The sequence below is a fragment of the Paenibacillus sp. LjRoot153 genome (assembly GCF_964253085.1).
Classification (GTDB): Bacteria; Bacillota; Bacilli; order Paenibacillales; family NBRC-103111; genus Paenibacillus_E.
In genome coordinates, this window is the sequence record NZ_CAXUQH020000001.1 from 146,075 (window position 1) to 158,563 (window position 12,489).

10 protein-coding genes are annotated in these 12,489 nt (G+C 47.2%); 5 read left to right on the forward strand and 5 right to left on the reverse strand.

Annotated features, from left to right (window positions below; genetic code table 11):
* The first annotated feature begins 41 nt into the window (after positions 1 to 41).
* Positions 42 to 1,325 (forward strand): PDZ domain-containing protein, encoded by a 1,284-nt coding sequence (locus ACSQ8P_RS00660; RefSeq protein ID WP_436233464.1) that lies wholly within the window; start codon positions 42 to 44, stop codon positions 1,323 to 1,325.
* Positions 1,326 to 1,466: 141 nt separating this feature from the next.
* Here the strand turns inward: ACSQ8P_RS00660 and ACSQ8P_RS00665 are convergent, their stop codons facing one another.
* Positions 1,467 to 2,288 carry a flagellar motor protein MotB gene (locus ACSQ8P_RS00665; protein ID WP_436233465.1) on the reverse strand — a complete coding sequence of 274 codons (822 nt, stop codon included), beginning with the start codon at positions 2,286 to 2,288 and terminating at the stop codon, positions 1,467 to 1,469.
* Positions 2,272 to 3,063 carry a flagellar motor protein gene (locus ACSQ8P_RS00670; protein WP_436233466.1) on the reverse strand — a complete coding sequence of 264 codons (792 nt, stop codon included), beginning with the start codon at positions 3,061 to 3,063 and terminating at the stop codon, positions 2,272 to 2,274. Before ACSQ8P_RS00670 ends, ACSQ8P_RS00665 begins: the two co-directional genes overlap by 17 nt.
* Positions 3,064 to 3,334: 271 nt before the next feature.
* On the opposite strand from ACSQ8P_RS00670, the gene uvrB reads away from it, so the two are divergent.
* From uvrB to ACSQ8P_RS00690, 4 genes are all read left to right on the forward strand, one after another.
* A complete protein-coding gene (uvrB, locus tag ACSQ8P_RS00675) occupies positions 3,335 to 5,332 on the forward strand; it encodes an excinuclease ABC subunit UvrB (RefSeq protein ID WP_436233467.1) in 1,998 nt (665 codons plus the stop codon).
* A gap of 41 nt (positions 5,333 to 5,373) precedes the next feature.
* Positions 5,374 to 8,256 (forward strand): excinuclease ABC subunit UvrA, encoded by a 2,883-nt coding sequence (gene uvrA / locus ACSQ8P_RS00680; protein WP_436233468.1) that lies wholly within the window; start codon positions 5,374 to 5,376, stop codon positions 8,254 to 8,256.
* 262 nt (positions 8,257 to 8,518) lie between these two features.
* Positions 8,519 to 8,668, forward strand: coding sequence for a hypothetical protein (locus ACSQ8P_RS00685; RefSeq protein ID WP_436233469.1), 150 nt, complete (start codon positions 8,519 to 8,521; stop codon positions 8,666 to 8,668).
* A gap of 292 nt (positions 8,669 to 8,960) precedes the next feature.
* Positions 8,961 to 9,164, forward strand: coding sequence for a hypothetical protein (locus ACSQ8P_RS00690; RefSeq protein ID WP_436233470.1), 204 nt, complete (start codon positions 8,961 to 8,963; stop codon positions 9,162 to 9,164).
* Between the two features lie 82 nt (positions 9,165 to 9,246).
* Here the strand turns inward: ACSQ8P_RS00690 and ACSQ8P_RS00695 are convergent, their stop codons facing one another.
* From ACSQ8P_RS00695 to ACSQ8P_RS00705, 3 genes are all read right to left on the reverse strand, one after another.
* Entirely contained in the window at positions 9,247 to 10,215 is a 969-nt protein-coding gene (locus tag ACSQ8P_RS00695; RefSeq protein ID WP_436233471.1) for a sugar phosphate isomerase/epimerase family protein, read from the reverse strand.
* A 51-nt stretch (positions 10,216 to 10,266) separates the two neighbouring features.
* Positions 10,267 to 11,421, reverse strand: coding sequence for an MBOAT family O-acyltransferase (locus ACSQ8P_RS00700; protein ID WP_436233472.1), 1,155 nt, complete (start codon positions 11,419 to 11,421; stop codon positions 10,267 to 10,269).
* Between the two features lie 90 nt (positions 11,422 to 11,511).
* Positions 11,512 to 12,429, reverse strand: coding sequence for a hypothetical protein (locus tag ACSQ8P_RS00705; RefSeq protein WP_436233473.1), 918 nt, complete (start codon positions 12,427 to 12,429; stop codon positions 11,512 to 11,514).
* Positions 12,430 to 12,489 lie beyond the last annotated feature (60 nt).

The following is a 12,489-nucleotide window of genomic DNA, read 5'->3' on the forward strand; positions in this document are numbered from 1 at the left end:
AGGCGGCCTTCCTATTTCTTTTTCAAGGAGCCTAGATTCGTATGGATGTGTGGTTTCAATTATTGGACAGAATGCTGCTGGCTGTGAGGCAGTTGTTTACGAATCCTTTCTACTATATAGGTGTATTCTTTATTGTTTTGCATTACAGAAAGCAAATCCAACTAGAACGCAAGCTGTTTCACACGCGTCTTCATTCCTTGTTGAACGAAACATGGCGCGTGGTGCTCTGGGGCTGGTTAGGCGGGCTGGGAGCCTCCATTCTGCTCCTTTTCGTCGGAGTAAACATACAACTGAATGTCGTGATCGTGCTCTGGATCATCACTGTCGTACTGATGATATTCCGCATACGATTCCTATGCCTAGCTTATGCAGTAGGGATTCTAGGAATTGCCCAAGTGATCTTCTCTTGGTTTCCTAACGCAGACAGTCTACGTGAGTCCTACACGGTTCTCGAGACCATTGCAAGTGCAGATATCCCATCGCTGCTGGTCATTGTAGGCGTGCTTCATCTCTTGGAGGGAGTGCTCGTTGGTTTCCAAGGTGCGCGAATGGCGACGCCGCTGTTCCTGGAAGGGAAGCGCGGGCAAATGATTGGCGGGCAGCAGCTGCAGGGCTTTTGGCCAGTCCCACTGTTTCTCCTCGTGCCGATGGCTGGAGGAAGTGAACTGGGCCTGCCGTGGCAAACGTTGTTTGCCTCAAACTTGAGCGCAGGCTGGACGATGCTCGCATTCCCGGCGATGATCGGCTTCACGGAGCTGACGATCTCGAAGCTGCCGAAGAGACAGGCACGTTTTAGTGCTAAGCTGCTCTACCTGTACGGGCTCGTTCTGCTAGGCGCAGCGGTTGCTGCTCACTACTGGACGCCACTGGTGCTGCTTGCCGCGATCCTTAGCATAGCCCTTCACGAAGGGCTGCTGCTCTACAACCAATGGGTAGAAGCGAAGCAGACGCCCTTCTACATCCACTCGGAGCGCGGGCTCATGGTGCTTTCCGTTGTACCCAATAGTCCTGCTCAGGAGTTAGGTATTGGTATCGGAGAGATCATCCACAAGGTCAATGGATACAAAATTAAGTCGAAGACGGATCTGCATGCGGCCATGGGGCTCAACTCCGCTTTCTGCCGATTGGAAGTCCTGAATGATCAAGGGGAGGTTCGCTTCCTAAAGCGGGGTATTTTCGCTGGTGATCATCATCAACTGGGCATTCTACTGGCACCGGATCAGGATGTGCTGTACTTCTTGGAGCAGCGTCCGATGCACCTGTTTAGTTATCTGCGCAGCAAATTAACGGGCTTATTGCCGAATGACTCGACGAAGTCATTGTGAGAAGAGTTGTCCTCAGCGTAGAGAGATCTACGGGTGAGGATGGCTCTTTTTTGTATGAATAGACGGCGCCAAGTAACCACGAACACAACAAAGCCCTACCTCCACAAGAGTGGAAATAGGGCTTCTATTCGTTCGGACGAATTATTGGGCTGGCGTCGTTGGTGCAATATCTTTCCGCAAGACGATGATTTCGACGCGGCGATTCTTGCTGCGATTTGCATCGCTTGAGTTGGCCACTTGAGGCATCGTATCCGCGTAGGCGGTGGCGATGAATTTGTGATCATCCAGATTAGCCGTATCGCTGAAATAGCGAAGCACAGAAAGGGAACGGGCAAACGATAGTCCCCAGTTATCCTTATAGGGAGAGCCTGGTGCAAGAGGCAGATCGTCCGTATGTCCTTCGATGCTAACTTTACTCTTCAAGGTTGGGAAGAGTGAAGCCAACTTTTGCAGAATCGGGAAGGATGGCGCCTTCAGATCAGCTTTTCCTAAATCGAATAGGAACAAGTCATTGAGCGTGATCGCCACACCCCGTTCTGTATCACTGGCAGACACTTGCGACTGTAAATTTTGATCCTTAATATAAGCTTGCACTTGTTTCAGAAGATCCTGGAGCTCTTTCTCGCGCTTTTCTTTCTCGCTGTCTTCCGTCTTCGTCTTGTCATGCTCTTCTTTCTGGTCATCCTGATTCTGATGCGTTAAATCCTTATCCTTGCTGTCTGCATCACCCTGCTTAGGGGTCATCGAGCCGCTGATACCATGGTTTTTATCTAAGACGGAGTCAGCTTTTTGGAACTGTAGGTTTAAGGCTTGCGCCAAAACGGCATACTTTTGAACATCCACTTTACTCATCGCATACATAATAATGAAAAATACGAGCAGCAACGTAATTAAGTCAGCGTAAGTAATGAGCCATCTTTCATGATTAACATGCTCTTCGTGCTTCTTACCGCGCCTCGCCATTCATGTCATCCTCCTCTACGGCTTTTTTCGACTTATCATGGAGGAAGGAGTTCAGTTTTTTCTTAATCAATTGCGGGTTTTCACCAGCTTGCAAGGCAAGGATGCCTTCTAGCATTAGTTCCATTTCATTGACCATTTCTTTACCACGGACTTTGATTTTGTTAGCGATGGGTAAATAAACTAAGTTGGCGCTCATAACACCATAGAGAGTAGCTGTGAAAGCAACGGCAATAGCTGGGCCAAGGGAAGAAGGATCTTCTAGATTACCGAGAACATGAATAAGTCCCATGACCGTACCGATAATCCCCATGGTTGGTGCATATCCGCCTCCAGCTTCGAACACCTTCGACATATTATTGACTTGATGTTCGATGGCGTCCATTTCAAGCTCAAGAATTTGTCTGGTAAGCTCGGGATCGGTTCCGTCTACGACCATAAGCAATCCGTCCTTCAGGAACGGGTTCTCGTGCTCTTGAGCGCGTTGCTCTAGGGCAAGTACGCCTTCTCTACGAGCGATAGAGGCCATATCGACAATTTCATTAATGGTTGTTGCAGGATCCCTTTTGACTTGCTTAAAGGCAATGCCGAGTGCTTTAGGAATATTGGCTAAAATAGAGCCAGGGAAACTAACGGCGACTGCACCGAAGGTTCCGCCGAAAACGATGAGCATCGCACTGGGGATGATCAACGAATTGACATGACCGCCATCCCACATGTACCCGCCAATTAAACCTGCAAGTCCTAATAGTAATCCTAATACTGTTGTCAAATCCATGACTGTACCACTCCTAATTATCATAAAAAGAATAGGGTCCAAAAACTCAGGAAAACCGCCTTATATAAGGCTAAAACAGATAAAGCTGTTTGCATCCATGATTCAAAAATAGTATAATGAAAAAACGAGAACAAACATTCTTATGTTGGATAGTTATTGCAATCCTTCATATATGTACGTAAAAGTTCCATAGACTTCTATATCGGAATGTCGAATGGGAAAGTTTATAGGATAAAAGTTCGATTTATTTCGACAATGAGGGTGATAATGGATGAATGAAATTGTCATGAGCTCTAAGAAATTTGAGCTTGTATCAGATTTTCTTCCGCAAGGGGACCAGCCTCAAGCGATTGAGGAGATCGTCCAGAGCATACAAGCCGGCAACAAGCATCAGACGCTGCTCGGTGCAACGGGAACAGGGAAAACGTTCACAGCTGCACAAGTGATAGCGAAACTAAACCGACCAACTTTGATTATTGCCCACAATAAAACCTTAGCCGCACAACTGTGCAGTGAATTCAAAGAGTTTTTTCCTCATAATGCCGTTTCCTACTTCGTCAGTTACTATGACTACTACCAGCCCGAAGCCTACATTGCCTCCTCCGACACTTACATCGAGAAAGATTCCAGCATCAATGAAGAAATCGATAAACTTCGTCACTCGGCGACAAGTTCATTGTTCGAACGCCGCGACGTCATTGTTGTTGCCAGCGTGTCGTGTATTTACGGCTTGGGGTCACCAATTGAGTATGGTAATTTACTGTTATCGTTACGGGTGGGGATGGAGAAATCGCGGACTGAAATCTTGCATCGACTCGTGGATATTCAGTATCAACGCAATGATCTGAACTTCGTTCGCGGTACGTTCCGTGTGCGTGGAGATGTTGTGGAGATTTTCCCAGCTTCGCACAGTGAGCACGCAGTCCGTGTTGAGCTGTTTGGGGATGAAATAGAGCGGATTACGGAGATCAATGTCCTAACGGGTGAAATTATTGGCCAACGCGATCATATTGCGATTTTCCCGGCATCTCACTTCGTAACGGGCGAGGATACGATGAAGCGCGCGCTCGTGAACATTGGTCAAGAGCTCGAGGAGCGTTTAGCTGAGTTGAGGGAGCAAGGGAAACTGCTGGAAGCACAGCGATTGGAGCAGCGGACGCGCTATGACATGGAAATGATGGAAGAGATGGGCTTCTGCTCAGGTATTGAGAATTACTCTGGTCCATTGACATTCCGTGAGCGAGGGGCAACACCGTATACCTTGATGGATTATTTCCCAGACGACATGCTGTTCATGGTGGATGAGTCTCATGTTACGTTGCCGCAAATTCGCGCGATGTTTAATGGGGATAAAGCACGGAAAGATGTATTGGTTGATCATGGTTTCCGTCTGCCTTCCGCACTTGATAACCGTCCGCTGCGTTTCGAGGAATTCGAAGAGAAAGTCAGTCAGATTTTATATATATCAGCAACGCCAGGACCTTATGAGCTAGAACATTGCCCTACTATGATTCAACAAATTATCCGGCCAACAGGGCTGTTGGATCCGATTATTGAGGTTCGACCAACCAAAGGTCAAATCGATGATCTTATCGCCGAGATCCAAGACCGTGTTCGTAAAGATGAGCGTGTGCTTGTTACCACCTTAACGAAGAAGATGTCGGAGGATCTAACGGATTATTTTAAAGAAATTGGCATTAAAGTGCGTTATTTGCATTCGGATATTAAGACTTTTGAACGTATGCAGATTTTGCGGGACTTGCGCTTGGGGACTTTCCATGTGCTAATCGGGATCAACCTCCTCAGAGAGGGGCTCGACTTGCCAGAGGTTTCACTGGTTGCTATTCTTGATGCGGATAAGGAAGGCTTCCTGCGTTCTGAGCGTTCGTTAATTCAAACGATCGGCCGTGCAGCACGGAACTCGGATGGTCGAGTCATTATGTACGGGGATAAAATCACTGATTCCATGGAGAAAGCGATCTCGGAGACTAATCGACGCCGCGCCCTTCAGGAAGCTAACAATGAGAGATTGGGTATCACACCGCAGACGATTGCTAAAAAAATTCGCGATGTAATCGAAGCCACCAAGGTTGCCGAACAGAAGTCCGACTATCTGGCTGATGTGAAGGGTGCCAAGATGTCGAAGAAAGATCGAGCATCCCTTATTGAGCGCTTAGAAGTTGAGATGAAAGAGGCGGCGAAGAACCTACAGTTCGAACGTGCAGCACAGCTGCGTGACGCGATTATGGAAATGAAAGCTGACGCCTAAGTAAGAGGGTTTCAGCTTCACATAGGAGAGGAAGGGTATCTGTGTCTAGAGATCAGATCGTTATTAAAGGAGCTAGAGCTCACAATCTTAAAAATATTGATGTCACCATTCCACGTGACAAGTTCGTCGTACTCACGGGCTTAAGTGGATCGGGGAAATCATCGCTGGCCTTTGATACGATTTACGCAGAAGGGCAGAGGCGTTACGTAGAGTCACTGTCTGCCTATGCACGTCAATTTCTTGGGAATATGGATAAACCGGATGTCGATTCGATCGAAGGGTTGTCACCTGCAATTTCAATCGACCAAAAAACAACAAGCCGTAATCCACGTTCCACGGTTGGAACCGTAACGGAGATTTACGACTATTTAAGGCTGTTGTTTGCTCGTATTGGGCGGCCGCACTGTCCTACCCATGGTATCGAGATTACATCGCAAACCGTGGAACAAATGGTAGACCGGATTATGGAGTACCCGGAGCGCACGAAGATCCAAATTCTAGCCCCGCTTATTTCTGGACGCAAAGGTGAGCATACGAAGCTATTTGTGGATGTTCAGAAGCAGGGATTTGTGCGGGTTCGTGTAAACGGGGAAACGGTAGACCTTTCCGAGAAAATTGAGCTCGATAAAAATAAGAAGCACACCATTGATGTGGTCGTTGACCGTATCGTGGTCAAAGATGATGTACAGACACGTCTGGCAGATTCCTTGGAAACTGCGCTTAAGTTGGCGAATGGTCGTGTAATCGTCGATGTCATGGAGAAGGAAGAACTGTTATTCAGCCAGAACTTGGCATGTCCAGAGTGCGGATTCAGTGTTGAAGAGCTAGCGCCGAGAATGTTTTCCTTTAATAGCCCATTCGGTGCTTGCCCGGATTGTGATGGTTTAGGCAGTCAGATGATCGTGGATCCAGATTTACTCGTTCCAGATATGAAGTTAACGATTGAAGAGGGTGCATTTGAAGCGTGGGCGGGCAGTACCTCCAACTACTATCCGCAGTTTCTTGCGGCTGTGTGTGAGCACTACAAGATCCCACGTAATGTTCCCGTATCTGAGATCAGCAGCGACCAAATGAAGGTGATCTTATATGGAACAGGCGGCGAGAAAATCCGTTTCCGCTATGAGAATGATATGGGAGCTTCCAAGGAAGCATTAGTTCCTTTTGAGGGGATTATTCGAAACTTGGAGCGCAGATTCAAGGATACTTTTTCTGAGGGTATTCGCGAGCATATTCAGAGCTACATGAGCACCAAGCCTTGTCCGAAATGTAAAGGTCATCGCCTGAAGCCTGAAACACTTGCCGTAACGATTAACGGTAAGAACATCTCGCACGCAACTTCCCTTTCCATCGGAGAAGCGGAAGAATGGTTCAAGGGTCTGCAACTGAACGAGCGTGAGTTGACGATTTCGAATTTGATCCTGAAAGAAATTCGAGCTCGTCTAGGCTTCCTTGTGAACGTCGGACTTGATTATTTGACGATGCATCGTGCTGCAGGCACCTTGTCAGGTGGAGAAGCGCAGCGGATTCGCTTGGCTACGCAAATCGGTTCAAGCCTGATGGGCGTCCTCTACATCCTCGATGAGCCAAGTATCGGTCTGCATCAACGGGATAACACGCGATTGATTCAAACTCTTGAGCATATGCGTGATCTGGGCAACACGTTGATCGTTGTCGAGCATGATGAAGACACGATGATGGCGGCCGATTACATCATTGATATCGGTCCTGGGGCCGGAATCCATGGTGGACAGGTTATTGCTCAAGGTACACCAACAGAGTTGATGAAGGATGAGAACTCCTTAACAGGCCAGTATTTGAGTGGCAAGCGATTCATTCCGATTCCTGCGGTTCGACGTAAGCCGAATGGCAAATGGATTGAAGTGAAAGGCGCCAAAGAAAATAACTTGCGAAATGTGTCAGCTAAAGTGCCTCTAGGCGTTTTCACATGTGTGACCGGCGTATCCGGGTCTGGCAAGAGTACGTTGATCAACGAAATTTTGTTTAAGACCTTATCTCGCGATTTGAATGGAGCTAAAGTTCGACCTGGTGAACATAAAGAAATTGTCGGATTAGAGCATATTGATAAAGTTATCGATATTGATCAGTCGCCAATTGGACGTACACCGCGCTCCAATCCCGCGACGTACACAGGTGTGTTTGATGATATCCGTGATGTATACGCGAATACGAACGAAGCGAAGGTGCGTGGCTATAAGAAGGGACGCTTTAGCTTTAACGTGAAGGGCGGTCGTTGTGAAGCTTGTCGCGGCGATGGCATCATCAAGATCGAGATGCATTTCTTGCCTGATGTTTACGTACCTTGCGAAATTTGCAAAGGCAAACGCTACAACCGCGAGACGATGGAAGTGAAGTATAAGGGCAAGAGCATTTCTGAAGTGTTAGAGATGACGATTGAGGACGGCTGCGAGTTCTTTAAGAACTTGCCGCGGATTCATCGTAAGCTGAATACACTTCTGGATGTCGGCCTGGGTTATATGACCCTCGGCCAGCCTGCAACTACGCTGTCAGGCGGCGAAGCCCAGCGTGTGAAGCTCGCGGCGGAGCTGTACCGCCGCAGTACTGGCAAGACGATCTATATTCTGGATGAGCCCACGACGGGGCTCCACATCCATGATATCGATCGTCTCCTGAAGGTCCTTCACCGCCTCGTGGAGAGCGGTGAAACGGTACTGGTCATCGAGCATAACCTCGATGTCATTAAGACGGCGGACCACCTCATCGATCTAGGACCCGAAGGTGGTAACCGTGGGGGCTTGATCGTGGCGGCGGGTACGCCAGAGGATGTCGTGAAGGTGGCCGGGTCTTACACCGGCCAGTACTTGAAGCCGATCCTTGAGCGGGATCGCGTACGTTCGGATGACTATGCGAAGCGTATGGAGGTTCTAGAAGGATCCGTTAGCTAAAAAGCGAACATTAAGCTTGAAATTAGGTGTTTCATTTGCCAATTTCAAGCTTTTTCTTTTCGCAAGTGACTAAAATACCTAAAAGTTTGCTAAGACTTAATTGAATGATACAGGCTTCGACAATTTAACCCTCTATCAATCATGATGAAAGTAGGCCTATAATAATAGTAAGTAACAGTGAACATCTCCCTCTACCTAACTATTGACTTGATGATTGAGAGATATAGCAGTTCTAATCTAATTCATGTTGTGGAGGCTAATAATGAAACCGACGTTAGAGCTTCAGGAAATTGTATCTGCATTGGGAATTGATCCTTTCCGATTTCTAGCATGGCAAGAAAAAGAGCTAACCTACACGAGATTGACTGAACTTCCGGAAGATGAAGAGCACCGAGATTCGTTGGCTGTGTAAGAACAGTTCTAAATTGCAATCGGAACAGTGCCTGTACGGTTTCTCCGTACGGGCTTTTGTTGTTCTTCCTGAGAGTAATAAATAGTTGCACAGATGGACATTTTATACGTACAAGGGATAATAATGAAATCTGCCTGTAAGGGCTAGCCAAATAGGCCTAATCCCAAACAAAAGGTGACAAACTTGTTACACATCGATGCAACTACTTGCATCTCGTGTCCAATCGAGCTAACATAGTATTAAAATAGCAGGACGTGTGCCTTGCACCGAGTTACTATAAGGAGGTTTCACCATGTTATTCGCAGAAGCAGCTGAAGCATCAACTAGCACGTATACAAGCTTTGATATCTATGTTTTGATCTTCACAGTGGTGATTGCAATTGCCGTTATCCGTCAATTGATTAACCCAAAAAGAAATCTGTTTGCACTTGGATTTGGAACTGTATCTCTACTCGTATTTCTTTTCATGGATGTTATCATGATCAAAGGCTGGTAGTACATACAAGCAAACAAAAGCCCGCAGGACTTTAGATCGGAAGATCTCTAGCCTGTGGGCTTTTTGTGTACATTATATTAGATTACACCCACCACATTTCACCAAGAGGTTCCTTGATGAGTACTTGTTGTAGGTTTTGTACAGCTTTGGAGAAGCCTTCGTCAACGGACATCAAGCCGTCCTCGTGCTCGATACTAACGACATAGTCATAACCAACCAAACGCAATGCGCTGATAATGTCTGCCCATACCTTCATATCGTGGCCGAAACCAACGGAACGGAACTGCCAAGAGCGATCCAGCATGTTTGCGTAGGACTGCATGTCCGTCACGCCGAAACGGTTCGTGTTGTTGTAATCATGTGACGTATCTTTGGCATGGAAATGGTGAATCGCGTTCGCGCGTCCAAGAATCTGAACCGCTTGAACGGGATCAATCCCTTGCCACCACATGTGACTTGGATCCAGGTTAGCACCGATGGCCTCACCAGCAGCTTCGCGAAGACGAAGAAGGGTAGCAGGTGTATGTACGGAGAATCCGCCGTGCAGTTCTAATCCGATTTTGATATTGCGATCAGCAGCGAATTTACCTGTTTCTTGCCAGTAAGGAATAACTTTGTTCGTCCACTGCCAGTCCAAGATCTCTTGGAAATCGTTTGGCCAAGGCGCTACAGGCCAGTTCGGATATTTGGCATCCTCATGGTCACCAGGGCAGCCAGAGAACGTGTTTACAACAGGTACTTCAAGGCGTTCAGCCAATTCAATCGTTTGTATAATAGCATCGTGGAACTCTTTCGCGATGTGTTTTTGCGGGTGAAGAGGGTTACCGTGAGCGCTAAGTGCGCTAATCGTCAAACCGCGGGACTCTACCGCATGTTTAAAAGCTTTAAGTTTCCCTGCATCAGCAAGTAATTCAGCTGGGTTGCAGTGCGCAGTACCTGGGTATCCACCCGTACCAATCTCAACAGCGTCCAAGCCTTTCGCAGCAATATAATCCAGCGCTTCCTCGAAAGGTTTTCCACCGAAAAGAACCATAAACACGCCTAACTTCATTCGATTACACCTCCATAATTGGTAAAACAATCAGTTCAAATTATACCACTATCATCCAGTAAAATGAAGCAAGCCTTTATAGATTCGAAGAACCGTATCATAGTTGGAGCTGTAAATAATGACCGAGAACGTAACCAGTGTTTGCGTAACGAAGCAGCGGAAGTAGAAGTATGCTTTGGATACCTTCTTCTTATTCACGGTCGTGAGCTTGAAGATATTCTCGATCGCGATAATGATGCCGTGGTACAGCCCATAGAGGAAGTAAAGCCACGTAAAGCCATGCCATAAGCCCATCAGTACCATGATCAGGATGGATAGGCTGGCTGTGAGCCCCGTGGAGGGTGTTTTTCGCGAGAAGAACATGAAGATGTGATCCCGGAAAAAATCGCCCAGCGTCGCATGCCAATTCCGCCAAAACTGCGTCATGGAAGGCGAGAAGAGAGGCTTCTTGAAGTTCTCAGGCATCGTATAACCCATTAATCGGCCAAAGCCAATCGCCATATCAGAATAACCGGAGAAATCGAAATAAATGAGCGCATAGAACCAGACTAACAGGAACAGCGATTGGTGTGTGTGAAGCTCCTGCTTCAAGACGTGGTCGAACACCCCAGTCATCCAGGTGACGACGACGATCTTCTTAAATAAGCCTAAGATAATACGCTTAATACTGTCTTCAAACAGCTTAGCATCTACCGTGTAGGGCTTTTTGCTGTCCGCCATGAAATCACGGAATTTCAGAATCGGTCCGGACGTAAAAGTCGGAATGAACAGCAGATAGTTGGCATAATCAATGGCCGGCACTTCGCCTTCTTTTCCAAAGAAATAAGCGAAATAATACGAATCAATGACTTTGAGAACGTTGTAAATGAGACCTAAGTAAATGATGGCGTCGAACAACGGGCTGCTGAAAACACCCATAACGAAAAAACGAACACCGAGAAAGACGCCTACGATATTCGCGGCGATCCCGAAAATAAAGGTCGCTTTCCGCCAAAGCGTCGTCCGGCACAGATACACAAACCCGAAATAATTAATAATCGTAAAAGCAGCATAGAAAACGACCAGCTTCTTACTAAACAACAGGAGGAAGCACAGACTGAATATGATCATCAAAATGCGCTTATTATCCGTCCACTTCCGGGTGAGCATCAGAACGGCAATCATGCCACTCATCGCGACCATCGCGTTCATGTGCATATAAAACATAGCTATAGAACTCCTCGCTTGCTAGATCTTAGAACTTCTCGTAGATGAACAATCCCTTGCCGGTAAAATAAATGAAAACCAAGTAAAGCATCACGAGGTAGATGAGGATTTCGACGGTTTTCCTAAGGAATTTAACCATGTGTCAACCTCCTTCGTAAATAGCGGTGCGCCCTCTTCTCGGTTCAGGTGAACGAGGTCATGGAAATAACGCGGATCGTACGTGTGCATCAAATCGAGTGTAGGTATGTTCTTGGCTTTAAGCTGGGCGTTAACCGCATCCTTAAGTGAAGCGATATAGGGAGGATCGGCGTAGCCTTTGTTCCACGGCATCCAAATCACACGCAGCGCGAGCTCATGCTCGTCCGCATACTGGAGCACCCACTGTAAGGCATCCAGATTGTCTTGAAAATCCTTCAAGGTCATGGCGCCGAACTGTTTGTCGTAGTCGTCCCACTTGAGCTTTAACGCTGCGTCGTCCTTGCGACCTGGGTACAACTCCTTATCAATCCAGCGCGGCTCGAAGGCAAGGCTACCTTTGCTTAAATTGCGAGCAAACTCGATACCAGAATCACGGAAGTAATCGCGGTACGTATACACATAAGGCTGGTACCAAGGTTTGAACCACTGATAAGTCGGATCCGTTTCGAGAGGGTCGAGCATCGTGTGCACGTCGATCCCGATGACAAGCTCATCCTTGACCTGGTAGAGATTGTCCTTCAGGATGCCCTTCAAGTCAGTCAGCTTGCCATAAGAAAGCCCCATCTCAACCAAATGAGCGTCAGACTTCTCTTCGATATAAGCACCCGTAACGGCCGAATTACCGAAGAAAACCGGACCCGTATGGGACCAGCTATGGTGGTAGAGCGTTTTGGTAAAGTCGTTTTTGTAAAAACGGCGTGAAGACGCCATCGGGTTCCACCAGGAAATGAGCAGGTCGGAGACGACGATGGCGAGCAAAAGGCCGAGTGCAAAGCTATTTTTTTTGAGAAAAGCAGCGGTTGCTTTCAATAGAATCACTCATTATCTTCGTAGTGGTTAAAATGAAAACCCAAGGACTCGTTCGTATGA